Genomic DNA, 19,916 nt, shown 5'->3' with positions numbered 1-19,916 from the left:
CGTTCATCCGAGCCTGAATGACTTGAAAAATCTGATCTATGCGTAAAACTTAAAGCATGAGTGAGTATTTTGATGAAATGTTCAACGGCGATGGATCACTCCGAGGTCCATACGAAGAGATCGGCCGCTGGTTCAATGCTGAAGACGTATCACGATTGAGAGCGAAACAGCGCGAAGCCGAAGAAGTCTTTAGACTGACGGGCATCACCTTTAACGTTTATGGAAAAGCCGAGGCTGAGGAACGCCTCATCCCCTTTGATATCGTACCGCGTGTCATTTCAGCACGAGAGTGGCAGCGGCTGGAACGCGGAATTGAACAACGGGTTCGGGCAATCAACGCCTTTCTCCACGACATTTATCACCGCCAAGAAATCGTGCGTGCCGGGCGTGTGCCCGCTGAGATGATTGCCGGGAACGAAGCGTTCCTGCCGCAGATGCTTGGCGTCTCGCCTCCTGGTCAGGTCTACACACACATTGTCGGGGTGGATCTGGTGCGAACCGGGCCGGACGAGTTTTTCGTTCTGGAAGACAACGCCCGCACGCCATCCGGGGTCAGCTATATGCTGGAGAACCGGGAAACGATGCTAAAGATGTTCCCCGAGCTCTTCAGCGCGACTAATGTTCGGAATGTTTCTGACTACCCCCGCAATCTGAGACGATCCCTTGCTGCCTGCGCGCCGGCTTGCGCCGACGGGGAACCAACCGTCGCAGTATTAACCCCGGGCATCTATAACTCGGCCTATTACGAACATGCGTTCCTCGCAGATCAGATGGCCGTGGAATTGGTCGAAGGCCACGACCTACGCGTTGTCGATGGGCGCGTCTGCATGCGCACTACCAGGGGCTATAAGCCCATCGACGTACTTTATCGCCGGGTTGATGACGACTTTCTGGATCCCCTGAACTTCAACCCCGATAGTGCCTTGGGCGTGCCAGGTATCCTGGACGTTTACCGCGCGGGAGGCATCACGATTGCCAACGCACCGGGGACCGGCATTGCCGACGATAAGGCGATCTATTCCTACATGCCTGAAATCGTTGAATTCTACACGGGTGAGAAGCCCTTGCTGCAAAACGTCCCGACCTGGCGCTGCAGTGATCCCGAGTCTCTCTCCTACGTGCTGGACAACCTGTCCGAGCTTGTTGTGAAAGAAGTACACGGGTCTGGCGGCTACGGAATGTTGATCGGACCGACCGCCAGCAAGAAAGAGATTTCAGCGTTCCGCGACAAGCTCAAATCGCGGCCCGGGAACTACATTGCTCAGCCGACGCTGTCGCTTTCGACGGTTCCGATCTTTGCGCGCTCAGGACTTGCGCCCAGACATGTTGACCTAAGGCCGTTCGTTTTGGTGTCACCCGAAGGGATCAAGATCACGCCCGGCGGTTTGACCCGCGTGGCGCTTAAGAAGGGATCTCTGGTCGTGAACTCAAGCCAGGGTGGCGGGACCAAAGACACCTGGGTTTTGGAGGACTGACCATGCTGGGAAAAACTGCTGGCGGGTTGTTCTGGATGTCCCGGTATCTTGAGCGAGCGGAAAACACGGCGAGGCTGCTTGAAACGGGTCAGCGAATGGCGCTGACCCGTACCAAAAATTCTGCCGAGGAATGGGGTTCTGTTCTGAAAACGGCCGGTGTTCTGGATGGGTACCACGCCAAGTACGACGAGATTTCAAAAGACAATGCAGTCGATTGGGTACTACGTGACGCTGATAACCCATCCTCGATCAAGTCGGTCATCAAGCAAGCCCGAGACAACGCGCGCCTTGTTCGGACGGCGCTGACCCATGATGTCTGGAGCGCGGTGAACTCCACCTGGATGCAGATCGATGAGGTGATGAAACGGCGCGTGAATGAGAGGGATTTGCCAGCGACGTTGGAACTCATTCGACAACAGGCGGCTCTGGTCCGTGGTGCCACTTTGGGGACCATGCTGCGCAACGACATTTTCGATTTCACCCGGATCGGGACGTTTGTCGAAAGGGCCGACAATACTGGCCGCATTCTGGACGTGAAATATTATGTTCTTCTGCCCACAGCCTTCTCGGTCGGCTCGTCACTGGACAACATCCAATGGGAAAGCATCCTGCGCTCTGTCGGCGCTGGCGGCGGGTATCGAATGACTCATGGTGATAAAACGCGTCCGTCTGACATTGCACAGTTTTTGATACTGGATCAGCGGATGCCTCGCAGTTTGCACTTCTGCTGCAGAAAGATTCAGGAAAACCTGTCCTACCTGAAGAAAGACTACGGCTTTGCCGGGCCTTCGTGCGAGGCATCAAATGCTCTCTACGAGAAATACCTGGATCAGAAAATCTCGGATATCTTTGAATTCGGTCTGCATGAGTACATTCAGGATTTCCTGACAGATCTCGGCAATTTGAGCCGTCAGATCGAGATTGATTACAGGTTCTACGAGTAGCCAATGAAACTGCACATTCGACACGAGACACGATACGATTTCGACGCGCCGGTTCCTTTCGGACTGCAACAGCTGCGAAAAACACCAAAGTCATTTCGAAATCAGAGCATCGTAAGTTGGAGCACCCAGATCACCGGCGGGCGCAAAGAGCTTACATTTGAAGACTATCACCGCAACACGGTGGAATTGATCAGTTTCGAAGCAAACACTCAAAGCATCTCGTTGATCTCCGAAGGCGTTGTTGAAGTGAAAGACACGCACGGTGTTTTAGGGCGTCACGAAGGGTCGACGCCATTATGGCTGTTCAAAAGAAGCACTCCGCAGACAACGCCGGGGAAAGGAGTTGCAGAGCTGATAAGCGCATTGCCCGATAGCAAACCGCTGGAACAGATGCATACCCTTTCCGAACGAATTCGAACTCAGGTCGTGTACGAGATTGGAAGTTCGCACCCGGGCTGGAGCGCAGAGGACGCCCTAGATGCCCGGCGCGGCGTGTGCCAGGACCACGCGCACATCTTCATTACCTGCGCGCGACAGCTCGGAGTGCCAGCACGCTACGTTTCGGGCTACTTGATGATGAACGAAACCGAGCTGCAGGACGCGACCCATGCCTGGGCCGAAGTGCATTTGGACGGGCTTGGCTGGGTGGGGTTTGACGTATCAAATGGGATTTCACCTGACGATCGATACGTACGCGTCGCAACCGGGCTGGACTATGCCCAAGCCGCACCGGTAATAGGGAATAGAATTGGGACAGCGGGCGAGCAATTGACAGTGCAGTTGCAAGTCGCACAGCAGTAACGGAGAATTTGATGACCTATGCTGTGGGCATGCGGCTGAATCGCGGGCTGGTGTTCATGTCCGATACGCGCACGAATGCTGGCGTGGACAATGTTTCGACCTTCAACAAGATGTTCAACTGGACAGTCGAAGGGGACCGGTCGATCACAATCCTAACCGCCGGAAACCTGGCCACTACTCAGGCCACGATAAGCCTTCTGGAAGAACGAACAAAAGCGCCGGCAGATCGCTCGCCATCGATCTTAGAAGCTCCGACAATGTTTCAAGTTGCGCAACTGGTCGCGGCTACGCTGAACGACGTCATCGAGGAGCATGCCCGGTCTGGTCAGCAAGCTGACAGCGCCTTTCACGCGACCCTCATTGTTGGAGGTCAGATCAAGGGCGGCCCGTCTCGCCTGTTTTTAATCTACCCTGAAGGCAATTTTATCGAGGCCGGTGATGACACACCGTTCTTTCAGATCGGAGAGACAAAATACGGCCGCCCGATTCTGGTGCGCGCCTATGATCCGGAAATGACCTTCCCAGAAACCGTAAAGCTCCTGCTGGTCAGTTTCGACTCGACAATTAAGGCCAATCTGTCTGTCGGAGCTCCGCTTGACCTGCTTCTCTACGATGAAGACAGCCTTGAAAGTGGTGCGCGGTCTAGGTTCGAAGCTGACGACCAGTACTTTCGCAGTGTATCCGATGGATGGGGTGACGCGTTGAAATCGGCCTTGGCCAAACTTCCTGAATACAAATCAGAGCGAAAGCTTTAAGTTTGAGTGTCCTCTTTGTCCGTATAACGGTCATTGATGGGTTGCGCCACGCATGACTGCGTAGGCTTCAGGCCCGTTGATTTCCAGCTAAACGCTTGTTTTTTCGAGTCGAAAAACAAGTCGTATTCATGTCTCATCATTTCGATTTGAACAACGCCCAGTTGACTAACCTTGAACTCCTCGTTCCCAAAGTCCCCCTTCTTAATCTGATAGTGATCGCTCGGCAGGCCTGCGTATACGGTGGAGTTCGATAAGGAATTGATCGCCGTCATGTGGCTGCAAGAAAGCAGAATCCAAGACCAAATCGACTTTGTCCAAAAGCCAGTTGATCTGGAACGGTTCGCCCACACCGTTGCAATCAAGTTATTTAACGTCGAAACCGAAGTCCCTAGCTAAACGCTGGACCAGATTATTGATGAGGTTCGCGAGGGCTGCAACACGGTCAAATCGAACTATGACATCCCGCGCCCGTTTGTTGCCAATAAAGACGTTGAGTCGGTTGCAACAGCCTTCGCTGACACGTCGTATCCGAGTAGGCTTACGATCCGTGCAATAGTCTACACGTCGATTCTTTCGGACAATTTCACCGAGCATTCAGGTGAGCTTGAAGAGCTTGGCCACGGACTCGAATACTGTCGTGATACAGGCGGTGTCCACTTTTCGATGGACGTTACCTCCAGACAGGTACTAGGCAAAGCTTATCTAAACTTCAACCGTGAACAGCCGACCTACTACAACGCCTTAGATGCAATCAAAGGTAACAACAGGGTGTCGGAATCGTTGGACCACTAAATGTGCAGGTTCAGAAGAAATGTCTGACTGGTGCCTCTCAGAGGCGCTGTTTGCGGCTGTTGTAACTACCCAGGCCATCGCCTAATTTACGTGCAATCCGGATTAAAAGATGCGCACGTGGTCTACTGTTCAATGAGTGGCGAAATGCCGAAGTAGATTTCGACCTCAAAACTGGCTCTAGCGGAGTTAACTTTTCACTTCGTGAACACCCTACTGCCGTGCATCCCGCTGACTGGCCGAACTTACCCAGCCGTGTTTTCGCAGTTCACGCAGCACGAATTTTGCGGGAAGCAACTTTTAGCGAGCGTTTCCCCGGATTTGCCATTTCTTAGCACTCCACCTTTGGCCACCTCGACATAAGCACCCATGTCCATGTGATCCAACAACCTCCGAATAAGATAGGGTATCTTTAAGCCCCGCTCGGCGGTTGCAGGGTTCACTTCAGTTGCCGCACACCTTTTCGTAAGCGAAAGTATCTCCAACTCAACGTCGCCAAATCGTAAAACTGAACCAACTGCATCCGTCTCAGAAAACGAATGCAAGCCGTCTATCTCGATACTCGCTCGAGAGCGCGCGGGCTGGATTTCCGCGTTCAGATATTCACCCAATTTTTCTAACGACGCCAGATTCAAAACGGTTATCGCGTTCATAAATTTGACAATACCACAGATACATCTGTAAATCGATGAGGAGCAGACGAAACGAATTCCGGCGGCTTGGGATTTTTAAAGTCGATCTCTGACGAAAGGCAACTTGCCGCATTCATCCGATCTCCTGATCCACGCATATTAAAGCTTTGTGCTTTGCCATTCGCTTTGATCTCAATATCTTGGGTGTCAACATCAAAACTCGTTTTAACGCCTATCAGTGTTGCCTCATTCAACAGAACGACAAAGCAATCTTTCGGCAGTGACTGAGGGTTCTGCGCGTTGAAACCGGGATTGTAGCGCGCAAACCCGAACAGGCGATCACCTGGGATCCCCTCCCCTACTCGCAGCTTCACAGTTTGCGTGGGCTCGGCACTCAAGCCTGTAATTGGGTAGCGGTTCAATGTGACGATAGAGAGAGTGTTCATACGTCTTCACCTAATCAAACGAGTTATACACGATCCTGAGTGGTCCGTGCTATTTGACCCTGCCTTCGGTTCTCAAAGGTACCGACCAAATAATCTGTGTGTGCTTCAGAAGCGGGTTCGTTAAACCTGTTGGCCGAATGATGGTCGCAATTGTTGGCTGTGCCAATTTTAGTCGAGCAGGCCATTTAATACCACACTGCCGAAAATAGACACACATCGAAGAAAACAATTTATTCCTTTTAAAGTCCGATACTAAGGAGAAAATCCAGCGGCCCTCTCCGGCAATTTGAGGTACGAACCTCAAAAGTATCTGGACTTGAGGTGCGTACCTCAAATAGCCTTGGTGATATGCCGTGATTCGCACATCCTCGATTGACGGCGCAAAAAAGGGAGGAATGGATGACTTACACAAAACTGGCCTCGGCCAGCGCAATAGTCCTTGCCGCTACTACTCTTTCTACCAAGGCAAATGCCGAAGATCTGACACTCTGTTGGGCTGCTTGGGACCCGGCCAACGCGCTTGTTGAGCTATCAAAAGAATTCGAAGCAGAATCCGGCCACTCGATGAACTTCGAATTTGTTCCTTGGCCAAATTTTGCGGACCGGATGCTAAATGAACTGAACTCTGGGGGTAAGCTCTGCGACCTGCTGATTGGTGACAGCCAATGGATCGGCGGTGGCGCCGAAAACGGCCACTATGTCCAGTTGAACGATTTCTTCGATGCTGAAGGCATCAGCATGGACGATTTCGCTCCGGCCACGGTATATGCATATTCGACTTGGCCTAAGGGCACACCAAATTACTACGCGCTGCCTGCGATGGGCGATGCAAACGGCTGGTTCTATCGCAAGGACTGGTTCGAAAACCCCGAAATCCAAGCTGCATACAAAGAGGCGACTGGTCAGGACCTACGTGAACCTCAGTCTCAGAAAGAGTTGTTGCAGATCGCGCAGTTCTTCCAAGGTCGTGAGATCGACGGCAAGACCGTCTATGGCGCAGCAATCTTTACCGAGCGCGGCTCGGAAGGGATCACCATGGGTGTGACCGGAGCGCTGTATCCTTGGGGTTTCAAATACGAAAACACCCCAGGTTCCTATGACATGGAAGGTGCCGTAAACTCACCCGAAGCGGTTGAGGCGCTGGAATTCTACAAAGAGTTCTACAAGACGGCGACGCCTCCGGGATATACCAACTCTTACATGGGTGAGAGCTTGGACGCCTTTAAGTCCGGTCAGGTCGCCATGGCGATGAACTGGTTTGCGTTCTTCCCAGGTCTCTATGCGGATCCCAATACCGGCGGTGACAAAATCGACTTCTTCGTGAACCCACCACAAAATCAGGCAGGTTCGACACTGGGCGGACAAGGTATCTCGGTTGTCAGCTACTCTGACAAACAGGACGCCGCACTTGAGTACATCAAATGGTTCGCACAGCCAGAAGTGCAGGCCAAATGGTGGGAACTTGGAGGCTATTCGGCGCATAACTCGGTGCTGGAAGACCCTGGTTTCGTAGACAGCCAACCGTTTGCCGGTGACTTCCTGGAAGCAATGGCTGGAGTTCAGGATTTCTGGCAAGAGCCTGCCTATGCGGAACTGCTGCTGGCAATGCAGAAGCGCATCCACGACTACGTGGTTGCCGACCAAGGCACAGCTCAAGAAGCGCTTGATCTTCTGATCGAAGACTGGACGGAAGTCTTTGAAGACGAAGGCAAGCTGTAGTCCGGACACAGGCAGGAGCGGGTGCAATCCCGCTCCACCTTCACCCGTGAGTCCGAAACCAAAAGAACTGGCAAAGAGATGTCTGACAGGACCGTAGATCGCGTTGCGCAGGCAACGCCCGAGCGAGTTGCGCGAAAAATCCGAGGGTTATCCGACCGCGCGATCGCCTGGATATTCATCTCCCCAACGATTTTTCTATTGCTGGCGATTAACATCTTTCCGTTGATTTGGACCATCCAACTGAGCTTTACCAACTACAAGGCCAACCGGATCGGGCGTGAAGTCAAAGATGTCGGGCTCAGGAATTACGAGCGTATCCTGACGGACTCGGACACCTGGTTGAACATGCAGGCCACCGCGCATTTCCTGTTCTGGACGATCTTTTTCCAGGTCCTGATCGGGTTCGCGCTGGCGTGGTTGATCAACAAGAAATTCAAGGGCAACGATCTTTGGACCACAATTATCGTGCTGCCGATGATGCTGTCTCCTGCAGTCGTCGGGAACTTCTGGAAGTTCTTGTATCAACCTCAAATCGGCCTGTTTAACTACATCGTGTCCTGGTTTACCGGTAAGGACCCATCGAGCTTTGAAATGCTGGGATCAGTCACGTTGGCCCCGTGGGCGATTGTGATTGTCGATACCTGGATGTGGACCCCCTTCGTGATGCTGATCTGTCTGGCCGGTCTGCGCAGCATTCCCGATTACATCTACGAGGCGGCTGAAATCGACAGGGCCAGCAAGCTGCGACAGTTCTTTACGATTACCATCCCAATGGTGCTGCCCTTCCTGATGCTGGCCGTGCTGTTTCGAGGCATAGAGAACTTCAAGATGTTCGACCTGGTTGTTCAGCTAACCGGCGGAGGCCCCGGTTCTGTAACGGAACTCACTTCGATCAACCTGAAACGCGAAGCCTTTGAGAAATGGCGTACGGGCTATGCGTCAGCCTATGCGATCATCCTTTTCGTCACCGTGTTCGGCCTCGCGTCGATCTACGTCAAAGCCCTGAACAAGGTGAAACAGAGATGAGCAGTTTTTCCGTCACCGAACCTTCGAACCGGTCCAAGTGGATCGCAGGCTTCCTGGTAATTTCTTATGCGCTGATCACGATGATCCCGCTGGTTTGGATCTTGCTGACTGGCTTCAAGTCCCCGGCCGATGCGATTAGTTACCCACCCAAAGTGGTCTTTGACCCAACACTTGAAGGCTACGTCAACCTCTTCACCACACGAACACGGCAAACGCAGGAATTTCTGGAAGCAAACCCACCGCAGAACTGGGCCGATGAGATCGTACGCCAATACGACATGGTGATTGTCGGGCCATCCAAGTTCGGCGAGCGCTTTATGAATTCGGTGATCATCGGATTTGGCTCAACGTTCTTGAGTATCTTCCTTGGCACGCTGGCGGCCTATGCCTTCAGCAGGTTTAAAGTACCGCTTAAGGACGACCTACTATTTTTCATCCTCAGTACAAGGATGATGCCCCCGGTCGCCGTCGCCATCCCAATATTCCTGATGTTCAGAAACCTTGGTCTCAGCGACACACATTTGGGAATGATCCTGCTGTATACGGGCGTGAATATTTCCTTGGCGGTTTGGTTGCTGAAGGGTTTCATCGACGAAATCCCAAGAGAGTACGAAGAGGCCGCCCTCATAGATGGCTACACGAGATTTCAGGCCTTCTACAAAGTGGTGCTGCCGCAAGCCGCAACCGGCATAGCCTCAACAGCTATCTTTTGCCTGATCTTCGCCTGGAATGAGTACGCGTTTGCCGTGCTGCTGACATCCGCGAATGCGCAGACTGCACCACCGTTCATCCCGACCATTATTGGTATTGGCGGCCTGGACTGGCCTGCTGTGGCGGCAGGTGCCACGATCTTCCTGATCCCCGTCATGATTTTCACCATCCTGATGCGCAAACATTTGCTGCGTGGGATCACATTCGGAGCCGTGCGCAAATGAGCGATTTTCTAACCGGATTGATGCGGCTCCGCCGCGGCCCGTGGGAGATGGTCGCAACCATCCTTATCGCACTGGGAGTCTTCATGCTGATGCAGCCCTTTGTCCTTTGGGCCTTCACCTATTCCTTCATCGTCACGCTGATCGGAACCGTCATGTTCATCATCGTCAGTCATTTCCCGGAGTAGAAATGGCCCAGATCGTAGTCAAAAACGTAAGAAAGATGTTTGGCGATTTCACGGCTGTCCGCGAAAGCTCGTTCACGATTGAGGATGGTGAGTTTTTCATGCTGCTCGGGCCATCCGGCTGCGGAAAGACGACGACGCTGCGGATGATAGCTGGATTGGAACTTCCAACATCGGGTGAAATTTATCTGGACGGTGAAGAGATCAGCCAGCGGCCACCGTCGGAGCGGGACATTGCCTTCGTGTTCCAAATGTTCGCGCTGTACCCGCATATGAACGTGCGCAAGAATATCAGCTACCCCCTGATATCGCAGGGCATGCCGCGTGCTGCTGTCAAAGCCAAAGTCGAGGAAGTCGCCGGAATTCTGGGGATCCACGACATACTCGATAGCCCGGTAGGTGGGTTGTCGGGCGGCGACAGACAACGCGTGGCGCTGGGCCGCGCGATTGTTCGCGAACCCAAGGCGTTCATGATGGACGAACCTCTTGGTGCCTTGGATGCCGAGTTTCGTGAGCATATGGCCGAAGAACTCCGCGCGCTTCATGATCGTATGGGCGCAACCACTGTTTATGTCACACACGATCAGTTGGAAGCCATGCAAATGGGCGACAAGATCGTTGTGATGAACAATGCTGTGATTGAGCAATTCGGCACGCCGCAGGAAATCTACGACAAACCGGCCACGATGTTCGTTGCAGATTTTATCGGATCGCCTTCCATGAACTTCCTGCCGTTCCAAGGAAAGGTCGCGCCTGGCTCGGAAATGGTACGACTGAATGGCCATGACGAAGCCGTGCCCAAACTGATGGAAGGGGCGGAAGGTGACTTGGTTTTCGGCGTTCGCCCCGAGCATGTTTTTCTGTCAGACGACAGCGCCTACCGGGCCAAGGTCCTGGCCGCAGAATATTTGGGAACCACCCAGATCGTGACGCTGCAAAGCCCGAACGGAGAGTTGAAAGCCCGCATTGATGCGCGTGAAGTTGTTAATCCTGGCGAGACGGTGGGATTGGAATTCCGCTCACCCGCAGTAACCCTGTTTGAAAAGTCTACCGGGCGCGCGTTGAGATCCGCTCTGAACGACGAGGTACTAAGCAATGGCTGAAGTCGTGTTGGAGAATATCTCGAAGTCATTTGGCAACGTCAAAGCGGTGGATGATATCTCAATGACGATCCCCAACGGCGCCTTTGTGGTGTTGTTGGGTCCGACAGGTGCGGGTAAAACAACGACGCTGAGATTGATATCCGGACTTGAGAAACTGGATTCAGGAACGGTGCGCATTGCCGGGCGAGATGTTGGAATAGATACGCCCGCCCAGCGCGATGTGGCGATGGTCTTCCAGCAATACTCGCTGTACCCGCATATGACAGTGCGTGAGAACCTGTCTTTCCCTCTGAGGTCGCCGATCCTGAAGACGCCAGAGGATGAGATCGCCAGGAAGGTCAACGAAGTCTCAGAAATCCTCCAGATCCCACACAAGCTGGACAACAAAGCCACTGAACTGTCAGGCGGTGAAATGCAGCGCGTGTCGATCGGGCGGGCGCTGGTGCGCGATCCACAGATTTTCCTGATGGACGAACCGCTCAGCTCTTTGGACGCCAAGCTTCGGGCGGATTTGCGGGTCGAGCTGAAAAGGATTCAGGCCGATCTGGGATCGACTTTATTGTACGTGACCCATGATCAGGTCGAAGCCATGACAATGGCGACGCATATCGGCGTTTTGGAGAACGGCCGGTTGGTTCAGTACGGTACACCTCGGGACATTTATGAAAACCCGGGCAGTGTTTACGTAGCCAGCCGATTGGGTCTGCCGCGGATAAACATCCTGCCGTCCGGGTTGTTCGAAGGCGATCACAAAGGCCCGCAGATTGGCCTACGCCCGGAAAACATCATTGAAGGTGAAGGCAGTGAAGCGCGTGTCATACGTGCTGAGCATCTGGGGGATCAAACGCGGTTGCACCTGGACTTAAAAGGTCACTCGGTTGTGACCTTGATTGATGTCCATCAGGATTATCCATCTGGAAAAACTATAAAAATCCGCCCCCACAACCCGTTGTATTTTGACGCGTCCGGCACGCGCGTGAATTAAGGAGCAAAAGCATGGCCCAGTTCCTCAACACAAAAGAAACTTTGGTGACAGAGGCGATAGACGGTCTTCTGGCGTCTTCCGGAGGGCAACTCACCCGGTTGGACGGTTACCCGCACATCAAGGTCGTCTACAGGTCAGATTGGGACAAGTCGAAAGTCGCCCTGGTTTCTGGCGGAGGGTCTGGTCACGAACCCGCCCATGCAGGTTTTGTTGGCGCCGGCATGCTGACAGCCGCGGTGTGCGGGGAAGTGTTTGCATCCCCGTCAGTCGAGGCGGTTCTGGCAGGCATTCTTGCGGTCGCGGGTGAGGCTGGGTGCCTGCTTATCGTCAAAAATTACACCGGTGATCGGTTGAACTTTGGACTGGCAGCTGAACGCGCCCGTGCATTAGGCCGCAAAGTAGAGATGGTCGTTGTTGATGATGACATCGCCCTGCCCGATCTTCCGCAACCACGTGGCGTAGCGGGCACGTTGTTCGTACACAAAATCGCCGGAGCGCTTGCTGAAAGTGGTGCTGACTTAGACACCGTTACGAAAGCAGCAAGAAGCACCATAGCCAAGGTCGTCAGCATCGGTATGAGCCTGGACACCTGTACTGTTCCGGGATCTCCGAAAGAAGACAGGATTGCACCCGGTAAAGCGGAGTTAGGCTTAGGCATCCACGGCGAGCCCGGTGTACAGCAAGTCGAGTTCTCAAATGCTGTATCGGCCATGTCTACAGTGGTGGAGAAGCTGAAGCAAAGGGTGGGCTCTGGGAATTGTGTGGCGTTGGTCAACAACTTAGGTTCTACAACTCCGCTAGAAATGGCTGTCCTCACGCACGCCTTGTCCGAGACTGGCATAGCCCACCATATCATCGGCCCAGCTCCAATGATGACATCGCTGGATATGCACGGGTTTTCTGTTTCTATTCTGCCTGTAGATCAGGACGATTTATCGGCTCTTACAGCTCCTGTTGATCTGGCGGCTTGGCCCGGCGTCAATTCCATCGACCCCATAAAAGTAGCGCCTTTACCCGACGGGTTGACACCTATCGATCCAATTCCTTCGAACAACCCCGCCACAAGGGAAACGATCACCCGATTGTCTGAACTGCTCATCAACGCTGAGAAGAACCTGAACGAGCTGGACGCGAAATCTGGGGATGGCGATACAGGAAGCACATTGGCGACTGCCGCACGAGCATTGCAAGGTAGCCTTGACCGCATGCCGCTTGCTGATCTGACGCAACTGTTTCCGGCATTAGGAAATGAGTTAAGCCAGACAATGGGTGGTTCTTCTGGCGTGATACTCGCAATTTTCTTCAACGCGGCTGGAGATGCCTGTGCGAGCGGGGCGTCGGTACCGAAATCTCTAGTCGAAGGTCTGAATCGCGTCAGCCAGGTTGGGGGTGCCAATGTCGGTGACAGGACAATGATTGACGCCCTGGCACCAGCACTTGCCGCACTACCATCTGGTCTGACACATGCGGCACAGGCTGCCCGCGAAGGTGCGAACAACACTGCAAATATTCGTCGTGCGAAGGCGGGCCGCGCGGCCTATGTTCCCGAAGAAAACCTAGTTGGACATAACGACCCCGGCGCTGAAGCTGTTGCTTTGTTGTTTGAAGGCTTAGCACGGGAGATTGAGGGCTGAAGAACACGTGGAAGACCAAAAACAAAAATTAGAATTGGTGAAAAAGCCAACCGTTAATGACATCGCGCGCGTTGCGGGTGTCAGTCTGGCGACTGTTGACCGGGTCTTGAACAGGCGCCCCGGCGTACGGGCCGTAACCGTACAGAAAGTGCAAAAGGCGATTGATGAGCTGGGCTATGTGCGCGACACGGCCGCGGCAAACCTGGCGCGAAACCGAGTTTATAATTTCCTCTTTGTTTTACCCGACACAGACAACGAGTTTGTTGAGGCAATCAACAGTCAGATCGCAGAACAATCCCGTGACCAATTCATCGAGCGGACACGCATTGCGATAAAAAAGGTCGCTCCGTTCGAGCCTCAAGATATCGTCAACATTCTGGATGCTGTCGTCAGTTTAGATGTTGACGGAGTCGCCGTTTTCGGGCCCGAAACGCCTTCTGTCCGCGACGCCGTAAAAAGGCTCAGGGACAAAGGCGTTCCGGTGGTTGCGTTGGTGTCTGACTTGCCGAGTTCTGAGCGAGACCACTTTGTAGGAATTGATAACGTTTCGGCAGGACGAACGGCCGCTCAGTTGATGGGACGATTTGTGCATCGCGACGGCAAGGTCTTGGTACTTACAGGATCCCGTTTGGCACGCGACCACTTAGAGCGTCGTCAAGGCTTTGATCTAGTTGTGGCTGAGGAATTTCCACACCTCGAAGTTGTAGCGTCTGTCGAGGGCCGGGATGACCCGGATCTGATCTACAAGATGATGCCCGAGATCTTTGAAACCTACCCGGATCTGGTTGGAATTTATTCCTCCGCCGCAGGCAATGCAGGACTGATTCAATTTCTTTCAGAAAACAAACTCAGCAAGGATCTGGTGATCATAGCGCATGAGCTTACACCGCTCAGTCGTGAGGCGCTTACGCTCGGTACATTTGACGCGCTAATCTCGCAAGATACTGGGCACATTGTTCGTTCAGCCGTCCGTCTGCTGCGTGCAACTTCGGACAAAGTGCCATTCAACAAAGCCCAGGAACGTATCCGTATCGACATCTATCTGAAGGAAAATTTACCGCCATAGAGGCTTATGTTTTGGGGAGGAGATTTTATGAAAACGATCAAAGGGCCAGCTTTGTTTCTTGCGCAATTTGCGGGCGATGAGGCGCCGTTTAATTCGTGGGACGCGATCACTAAATGGGCGGCTGAATGTGGATACAAAGGCGTTCAGGTTCCCAGTTGGGATGGCCGGTTGTTTGACCTTGAACAGGCCGCGTCCAGCACCGGTTATTGCGATGACTTCAAAGGCAAAGCCAGGGAAAATGGTGTCGAAATCACGGAGCTGTCTACGCACCTTCAGGGCCAACTTGTGGCAGTTCACCCAGCCTATGACAGTGCGTTTGATGGCTTCGCGGCCGAAAGCGTCAGGGGAAACCCGAAAGCGCGGCAAGAATGGGCAGTAGACCAGGTCAAAAAAGCACTATCCGCTTCCAAAAATTTGGGCATTTCGGCACATGCGACATTCTCAGGCGCATTGGCATGGCCCTATGTCTATCCTTGGCCGCAGCGCCCTGCTGGCTTGATCGAAACGGCATTTAATGAGCTTGCTCGTCGTTGGGTGCCAATCCTAAATCACGCCGAAGACTGCGGCGTTGATGTCTGCTACGAAATTCACCCCGGAGAAGACCTCCACGATGGGGTGACCTACGAGATGTTCCTCGAACGAACAGGCAATCACCCGCGGGCCTGCATGCTATACGACCCGTCGCACTATGTGCTGCAATGCCTCGACTATCTGGACAATATCGACATCTACAAAGATCGGATCCGGATGTTCCATGTCAAAGATGCCGAGTTTAATCCAACCGGCCGGCAGGGCGTTTATTCTGGATATCAAAGCTGGGTCGATCGGGCGGGGCGGTTCCGGTCGCTTGGCGATGGCCAGGTGGATTTCGGTGCGGTCTTCGCAAAAATGGCCGCGAATGACTTTGATGGCTGGGCTGTGGTCGAATGGGAATGCTGCCTCAAACATCCAGAGGATGGAGCGCGCGAAGGCGCTCAATTTGTGTCAGATCACATCATCCGTGTGACAGAGAAAGCCTTTGATGATTTCGCTGATGGTGGCGCTGACGAAGCCGCCAATCGTAAAATGCTGGGGATTGAATGATGGTCACAGGACGCAATGAAGAAACCTCAGGCCGCATTCGACTTGGCATGGTTGGCGGCGGGAACGACGCCTTCATAGGTGGCGTTCATCGAATAGCGGCGCGACTGGACGACAAGTTTGAGTTGGTTGCCGGTGCTTTGTCTTCGACGCCAGAGAAATCTCTTGAAAGTGGTCAGGCGCTAGGGCTCGAACGGGTCTATGGAGATTTCAAACAAATGGCGATCAGGGAGGCCCGGCTGAAATCCGGGATTGAGGCGGTCTCAATTGTCACGCCAAATCACGTCCACTATGCAGCCGCACGTGAGTTCCTGAAACGCGGTATTCATGTAATTTGTGACAAGCCACTCACCTCAACCCTTACCGATGCAAAAAAACTGGTCAAAGCAGCAGAAAGCGCGAATGCCCTGTTCATTTTGACCCACAATTACACGGGCTATCCGATGGTTCGGCAGGCGCGTGAAATGGTCGCTGACGGAGATATCGGCAAGATCCGCGTGGTTCAGGTTGAATATCCCCAGGACTGGCTGACCGAGCAGCAGGATTTCAAACAGGCTGAGTGGCGAACCGATCCCGAACGCTCGGGCGCGGGTGGATCAACCGGCGACATCGGGACTCATGCTTACAACCTCGCATGCTTTGTAACCGGGCTGAAGGCGGAAAGCTTGGCGGCGGACTTGCAGGCCTTTGTGCCGGGGCGCAAAGTCGATGACAACGCGCACGTTTTGCTTCGATTCGAAGGTGGAGCGCGCGGTATGCTGTGGTCGTCTCAAGTGGCCCCCGGCAATGAAAACGCACTTCGTTTACGCGTCTATGGCGAAAAAGGTGGGTTTGAGTGGTCTCAGGAAGATCCCAATTATCTTTGGTTTACGCCATACAACGAACCCAAGCGTTTGATCACCCGAAATGGAGCTGGTGCAGGTGACGCAGCCAATCGGTTGAGTAGAGTTCCTCCGGGACATCCCGAGGGATATCTTGAGGGGTTCGCCAATATCTATGGAGAGGCTGCTGAGGCGATCCAAGCTTTCCGGAATGGGAGTTCACCTGACGCGTCCGTTGTTTATCCAACGGTTCATGATGGACTCAATGGCGTTAAGTTTGTAGCCGCGTGCGTGCAAAGCTCTTCAAGGAATGCGGCTTGGGTCAGCTTAACTTAAAATCTGGCTTTGGGCATAGGGCAAAAACCTTGGAAAGCAGCCTGGTTATCTGCCAAAAAAACCGAAGCACTCGCAACCTAGAAGCACTCGCAACCTAAAGGTGGACACTCCCGAGCAAAGAACCGCGAACTTCACTGAAGCGGTTTTATGTGAAGCGATCTCTGGTTGTCCGCTGTATCGAATTGGTGATTGCGGTGGTCGCAAATGCAGCTAGTGACCGCTCTCTTCCATTCTTTAGAAAAGCAACATTTTCTGGCCAAAAAGTATCGGCGCAGCCTGCACCACCGCACTTGTTTTGAGGCCAGGGGGATTTGGACAAGCCAAAACGCCCTTGGCCATCAGGGGTAAGACGCTGCCTTCCCCCTCGGGCAACCCTATTAGACAACACCGTGTCCTCGGCTGCGCCTGCGGGCCGCACCACTATTGTCGAATAGCTTTGCCTCGCCCCCATCCGCGTTCGCCACGTGGCAGATCAGCAGGAACTGGCGCCTTCGGCGTCTGATCTGCAAATCAGCCCTGATTTTACCAAAAGGAAGTCAGGATCAATGAAATCGGTCTAGGTGCTGGATGAAGGAAGTGAGGCGAAAAAGGCAAGGTTCTGTCGCTGGTGGCAGAACTATGTGTCGCCTGACAAGTACACCAATGGCGGACCAAGGAGAAACCATTTATTTTTTATAATTTGCTGTTAAATTAAATAAAATTTTATCTCCACAAAACATACCACCAAATATACCTCACATAACTTTGAAACTAGCGCTTCAAAGCCTCAGGTTCGAGCGTGGCGGACCGACCGGTAAAGCATAAGAATAGCAGACACTCATATAAAGTGCAGCCAACGTCTTCTTCGAGCATATAGCGATCATGCGATCTCACTAGGGCAATCTGGTCGTGATCCAAGTCAAACTGGTAATCTGAATGTGTGCTATACTTGCAAAGATTTCGCGGTGTAGCGGAGGGTTTGATGAAGCAAATTCTTGTTGGAGCGAGTTTGACTGCCCTTATGGCTGGCGCGGGGTTGGCGCAGTCTTTCTTAGGCGATTTGGCGATTGATCCAGAGGACGCAAGGATTGGTACGCAACACTACTCGCCATTTGTCGACCAGTCTTTTCCCAACCGGGTATTCTGGGGCGATACCCACCTGCACACGTCCTATTCAACTGATGCAGGAATGGTCGGCAATGCGCTTGGGCCAGATGAAGCGTTTCGCTTCGCTCGTGGCGAGAAAGTTCGAGCTTCGCTTGGCGATTACGCTCAACTCGTGCGACCACTCGACTTTCTTGTTGTAGCTGACCACGCCGAAAATCTCGGTCTGGCTCCCATGATTTCCGAGTCGAATCCACAGCTTTTAGCCAACTCTTGGGGTCGTCAGGTCCATGATCTGGTGAAAGCGGGCAATCCATTGGCTGCCTACGTGCTTTGGGGCGAGTCTATGATGGTGAACACCGATCCTCTGGATGATGACGACCTGACGCGGACATTTTACAACCGTATTGTCGACACAGCCGAGCACTACAACGAGCCCGGTGTCTTCACGGCCTTGAATGGTTTTGAGTGGACGTCAGTTACCAATGCAAACAACCTTCATCGGGTCGTTATGTTCCGTGACGGAGCCGACAAGGTCGCGGACATCGTCCCATTTTCCAACTATGACAGCTCGGATCCCGAGGACCTGTGGGACTGGATGGAGGCGTACGAGGCGCGGACGGGTGGGAAGGTCATGGCTTTTCCGCACAACGGGAACCTCTCTAACGGCCTGATGTTCGACGACACGCGTGCAAATGGCGAACCGCTGGATGTTGCCTATGCTGAAAGTCTGCTCTTTCGGCAAAGCGGTCATTGACCCTCTGCGCAGCGAATGACGACTGCTTTGAGTTTTTCTTCTCCAATGCCGCGCCGCGTACGAATGTCCGTTACCGAGTATCTACTCCATGGTCAGGCGACAAGTCCCAGCTCTTTGTCGGTGGCTGTAACTGCATACTTTTCCCTGGGGGGCATGGGCCTTGACTGCCAGGGCGGTTCGAAAGTGAAGCTTGAAACGCTGCGACCGTCAGGTAGGGCGCCGTTTCCGGCCCCGAGCGCGTAGTCGTAGTAGAGTTTGACGATTTCTTCTTCGGTCACCTGCGCAGTTGAGGGATGCGCCATACTTGCATCACGCCACATCCGCACCCGGTCGTACTCTTTGCCCTCGGGAAGATTAAACCCTTCATAGTAGTCCAAGAACCAAAAGCGCTTGAACATCGGGGCAAAAACAGCTTCTGCCAAACCGAAGTCCTCGAACAAGAATGGGCCAGTCGGGTTGTAATGACCTAGGAAATCATCAAGCTCTCGATAGAGCGCGAGAAGTTTATTCAAATGCTCATCTCGGCGCGCCTGATCCTGATTCATGACAAAGAGATAGCCCGCCATTGTGAAGGGTCCTTCGACGGAAATCAGCATAGACTCAATGGCGTGCTCGGCAGGATCACTGCGGCGCAGTGGTGTCCCTGGTAGTGTCTCATCAAGATAGCGCAGGATCACGAGACTTTCCTTCAATACGCGGCCGTCGCTGGTTTCCAGCACGGGCAAGGCTGTCGTCCCTCTGGTCTTGGCTAGCAATTCTGGATCTCGTGGCTTGGTGATGTCTACTACATGAAACTCTACGGCATCCGTCAGTCCGCGCAGCGCCAGTAGGATTTCCAGTCGCTGCGAAAAGGGACAGACGGGGATATGATAGACGATGTGTTTCCCAGTCATGGCATCAATCCGACGGCGGGCCAGTGAGGGCCATGTTGTGCCGTTTGGCGCTCTCTTCGATAGCAGGCAGGTCCTCGGGAATACGGCACTGACCGGCTGCCATGTCAGAAAAGAAACCTTCGAATCCGCCCGGTGTCAGGATCACGAGATGGCGGCAAGGTTCGTCGTCTGTCACCTTGAAGGTTTGTTCCTTGCCTCGTGGGATGAATACGCTTTCGCCGACCCCTGCGGAAAACTCCTCGCCTTCCAACCAAAACCTGCACGTGCCGGTCAGGATTACGAAGGTTTCGTCTTCGTTTTGATGCACATGGCGCGGAGGTCCGCTACCCGCAGGGGACCAGCTGTCGACGATGGACATAGCGCCGCCTGTCTGTTCTGGGCCGAGGATGGTTTTGTATTTTACGCCGAGCCATTCGATGGCTCCTTCGATTTGGGCTAGGTCCTTCATCGTTTC

At 53.4% G+C, this 19,916-nt stretch carries 19 protein-coding genes; 15 read left to right on the top strand and 4 right to left on the bottom strand.

Going from position 1 to position 19,916, the window contains the following annotated elements; translation table 11 throughout:
• The first annotated feature begins 56 nt into the window (after positions 1-56).
• Genes GOV53_RS14275 through GOV53_RS14260 form a run of 4 tightly spaced genes read left to right on the top strand, consistent with a single transcriptional unit; the run spans position 57 to position 3,975 of the window.
• Positions 57-1,475 (top strand): circularly permuted type 2 ATP-grasp protein, encoded by a 1,419-nt coding sequence (locus GOV53_RS14275; RefSeq protein WP_170467681.1) that lies wholly within the window; start codon positions 57-59, stop codon positions 1,473-1,475.
• Positions 1,476-1,477: 2 nt separating this feature from the next.
• A complete protein-coding gene (locus GOV53_RS14270) occupies positions 1,478-2,419 on the top strand; it encodes an alpha-E domain-containing protein (RefSeq protein WP_170467679.1) in 942 nt (313 codons plus the stop codon).
• Between the two features lie 3 nt (positions 2,420-2,422).
• Positions 2,423-3,220, top strand: coding sequence for a transglutaminase family protein (locus GOV53_RS14265; RefSeq protein WP_170467677.1), 798 nt, complete (start codon positions 2,423-2,425; stop codon positions 3,218-3,220).
• Between the two features lie 11 nt (positions 3,221-3,231).
• A complete protein-coding gene (locus GOV53_RS14260; RefSeq protein ID WP_170467675.1) occupies positions 3,232-3,975 on the top strand; it encodes a proteasome-type protease in 744 nt (247 codons plus the stop codon).
• A gap of 1,034 nt (positions 3,976-5,009) precedes the next feature.
• Here the strand turns inward: GOV53_RS14260 and GOV53_RS21595 are convergent.
• Together GOV53_RS21595 and GOV53_RS14250 are read right to left on the bottom strand one after the other, a co-directional pair.
• Entirely contained in the window at positions 5,010-5,417 is a 408-nt protein-coding gene (locus GOV53_RS21595; protein ID WP_170467673.1) for an MOSC domain-containing protein, read from the bottom strand.
• Positions 5,414-5,842 carry a hypothetical protein gene (locus GOV53_RS14250; protein WP_170467671.1) on the bottom strand — a complete coding sequence of 143 codons (429 nt, stop codon included), beginning with the start codon at positions 5,840-5,842 and terminating at the stop codon, positions 5,414-5,416. The genes GOV53_RS21595 and GOV53_RS14250 overlap by 4 nt, the downstream gene beginning before the upstream one ends.
• Before the next feature lie 399 nt (positions 5,843-6,241).
• On the opposite strand from GOV53_RS14250, the gene GOV53_RS14245 reads away from it, so the two are divergent.
• The 11 genes from GOV53_RS14245 to GOV53_RS14195 all read left to right on the top strand — a co-directional run bounded on the left by GOV53_RS14245 (position 6,242) and on the right by GOV53_RS14195 (position 18,569).
• The gene (locus tag GOV53_RS14245) at positions 6,242-7,561 is read left to right on the top strand and encodes an ABC transporter substrate-binding protein (RefSeq protein WP_170467669.1); all 1,320 of its coding nucleotides are present in this window, start codon (positions 6,242-6,244) and stop codon (positions 7,559-7,561) included.
• A gap of 78 nt (positions 7,562-7,639) precedes the next feature.
• Entirely contained in the window at positions 7,640-8,587 is a 948-nt protein-coding gene (locus GOV53_RS14240) for a carbohydrate ABC transporter permease (RefSeq protein ID WP_155150124.1), read from the top strand.
• Entirely contained in the window at positions 8,584-9,522 is a 939-nt protein-coding gene (locus tag GOV53_RS14235) for a carbohydrate ABC transporter permease (protein WP_170467667.1), read from the top strand. The genes GOV53_RS14240 and GOV53_RS14235 overlap by 4 nt, the downstream gene beginning before the upstream one ends.
• On the top strand, positions 9,519-9,707 hold the full coding sequence (locus GOV53_RS14230) for a hypothetical protein (RefSeq protein WP_010442360.1): 189 nt from the start codon (positions 9,519-9,521) through the stop codon (positions 9,705-9,707). The genes GOV53_RS14235 and GOV53_RS14230 overlap by 4 nt, the downstream gene beginning before the upstream one ends.
• A 2-nt stretch (positions 9,708-9,709) precedes the next feature.
• Positions 9,710-10,807, top strand: coding sequence for an ABC transporter ATP-binding protein (locus tag GOV53_RS14225; protein ID WP_170467665.1), 1,098 nt, complete (start codon positions 9,710-9,712; stop codon positions 10,805-10,807).
• Positions 10,800-11,792 (top strand): ABC transporter ATP-binding protein, encoded by a 993-nt coding sequence (locus GOV53_RS14220; protein ID WP_170467663.1) that lies wholly within the window; start codon positions 10,800-10,802, stop codon positions 11,790-11,792. Before GOV53_RS14225 ends, GOV53_RS14220 begins: the two co-directional genes overlap by 8 nt.
• A gap of 11 nt (positions 11,793-11,803) precedes the next feature.
• Positions 11,804-13,426, top strand: a complete 1,623-nt coding sequence (locus tag GOV53_RS14215; RefSeq protein WP_170467661.1) for a dihydroxyacetone kinase subunit DhaK — start codon at positions 11,804-11,806, stop codon at positions 13,424-13,426.
• A 7-nt stretch (positions 13,427-13,433) separates the two neighbouring features.
• On the top strand, positions 13,434-14,492 hold the full coding sequence (locus GOV53_RS14210) for a LacI family DNA-binding transcriptional regulator (RefSeq protein ID WP_170467659.1): 1,059 nt from the start codon (positions 13,434-13,436) through the stop codon (positions 14,490-14,492).
• Positions 14,493-14,519: 27 nt separating this feature from the next.
• Positions 14,520-15,575, top strand: a complete 1,056-nt coding sequence (locus GOV53_RS14205; protein ID WP_170467658.1) for a sugar phosphate isomerase/epimerase family protein — start codon at positions 14,520-14,522, stop codon at positions 15,573-15,575.
• Positions 15,575-16,729, top strand: coding sequence for a Gfo/Idh/MocA family protein (locus GOV53_RS14200; protein ID WP_217361257.1), 1,155 nt, complete (start codon positions 15,575-15,577; stop codon positions 16,727-16,729). Before GOV53_RS14205 ends, GOV53_RS14200 begins: the two co-directional genes overlap by 1 nt.
• A gap of 961 nt (positions 16,730-17,690) precedes the next feature.
• On the top strand, positions 17,691-18,569 hold the full coding sequence (locus GOV53_RS14195) for a DUF3604 domain-containing protein (RefSeq protein ID WP_170467654.1): 879 nt from the start codon (positions 17,691-17,693) through the stop codon (positions 18,567-18,569).
• Between the two features lie 92 nt (positions 18,570-18,661).
• Here GOV53_RS14195 and GOV53_RS14190 read toward each other — a convergent pair whose 3' ends face one another.
• Together GOV53_RS14190 and GOV53_RS14185 are read right to left on the bottom strand one after the other, a co-directional pair.
• Complete coding sequence (locus tag GOV53_RS14190) at positions 18,662-19,462, bottom strand: glutathione S-transferase family protein (RefSeq protein WP_170467652.1); 801 nt, start codon at positions 19,460-19,462, stop codon at positions 18,662-18,664.
• 4 nt (positions 19,463-19,466) lie between these two features.
• Positions 19,467-19,910 carry a cupin domain-containing protein gene (locus GOV53_RS14185; protein WP_170467650.1) on the bottom strand — a complete coding sequence of 148 codons (444 nt, stop codon included), beginning with the start codon at positions 19,908-19,910 and terminating at the stop codon, positions 19,467-19,469.
• Positions 19,911-19,916 lie beyond the last annotated feature (6 nt).

It is taken from the genome of Ruegeria arenilitoris, from assembly GCF_013035315.1.
GTDB classification, from domain to species: Bacteria; Pseudomonadota; Alphaproteobacteria; order Rhodobacterales; family Rhodobacteraceae; genus Ruegeria; species Ruegeria arenilitoris_D.
The sequence above is the reverse complement of the archived record's forward strand: the minus strand, read 5'-3'. Positions and strand labels throughout refer to the sequence as shown.

What these genes read in the sequence shown, in the direction of transcription:
- GOV53_RS14235 (WP_170467667.1), top strand. Translation starts at nt 8,584, where the DNA reads ATGAGCAGTTTTTCCGTCACCGAACCTTCGAACCGGTCCAAGTGGATC.
- GOV53_RS14270 (WP_170467679.1), top strand. Translation starts at nt 1,478, where the DNA reads ATGCTGGGAAAAACTGCTGGCGGGTTGTTCTGGATGTCCCGGTATCTT.
- GOV53_RS14205 (WP_170467658.1), top strand. Translation starts at nt 14,520, where the DNA reads ATGAAAACGATCAAAGGGCCAGCTTTGTTTCTTGCGCAATTTGCGGGC.
- GOV53_RS14195 (WP_170467654.1), top strand. Translation starts at nt 17,691, where the DNA reads ATGAAGCAAATTCTTGTTGGAGCGAGTTTGACTGCCCTTATGGCTGGC.
- GOV53_RS14245 (WP_170467669.1), top strand. Translation starts at nt 6,242, where the DNA reads ATGACTTACACAAAACTGGCCTCGGCCAGCGCAATAGTCCTTGCCGCT.
- GOV53_RS14265 (WP_170467677.1), top strand. Translation starts at nt 2,423, where the DNA reads ATGAAACTGCACATTCGACACGAGACACGATACGATTTCGACGCGCCG.
- GOV53_RS14225 (WP_170467665.1), top strand. Translation starts at nt 9,710, where the DNA reads ATGGCCCAGATCGTAGTCAAAAACGTAAGAAAGATGTTTGGCGATTTC.
- GOV53_RS21595 (WP_170467673.1), bottom strand. Translation starts at nt 5,417, where the DNA reads ATGAACGCGATAACCGTTTTGAATCTGGCGTCGTTAGAAAAATTGGGT.
- GOV53_RS14215 (WP_170467661.1), top strand. Translation starts at nt 11,804, where the DNA reads ATGGCCCAGTTCCTCAACACAAAAGAAACTTTGGTGACAGAGGCGATA.
- GOV53_RS14260 (WP_170467675.1), top strand. Translation starts at nt 3,232, where the DNA reads ATGACCTATGCTGTGGGCATGCGGCTGAATCGCGGGCTGGTGTTCATG.
- GOV53_RS14190 (WP_170467652.1), bottom strand. Translation starts at nt 19,462, where the DNA reads ATGACTGGGAAACACATCGTCTATCATATCCCCGTCTGTCCCTTTTCG.
- GOV53_RS14250 (WP_170467671.1), bottom strand. Translation starts at nt 5,842, where the DNA reads ATGAACACTCTCTCTATCGTCACATTGAACCGCTACCCAATTACAGGC.
- GOV53_RS14185 (WP_170467650.1), bottom strand. Translation starts at nt 19,910, where the DNA reads ATGAAGGACCTAGCCCAAATCGAAGGAGCCATCGAATGGCTCGGCGTA.
- GOV53_RS14275 (WP_170467681.1), top strand. Translation starts at nt 57, where the DNA reads ATGAGTGAGTATTTTGATGAAATGTTCAACGGCGATGGATCACTCCGA.
- GOV53_RS14220 (WP_170467663.1), top strand. Translation starts at nt 10,800, where the DNA reads ATGGCTGAAGTCGTGTTGGAGAATATCTCGAAGTCATTTGGCAACGTC.
- GOV53_RS14240 (WP_155150124.1), top strand. Translation starts at nt 7,640, where the DNA reads ATGTCTGACAGGACCGTAGATCGCGTTGCGCAGGCAACGCCCGAGCGA.
- GOV53_RS14230 (WP_010442360.1), top strand. Translation starts at nt 9,519, where the DNA reads ATGAGCGATTTTCTAACCGGATTGATGCGGCTCCGCCGCGGCCCGTGG.
- GOV53_RS14200 (WP_217361257.1), top strand. Translation starts at nt 15,575, where the DNA reads ATGGTCACAGGACGCAATGAAGAAACCTCAGGCCGCATTCGACTTGGC.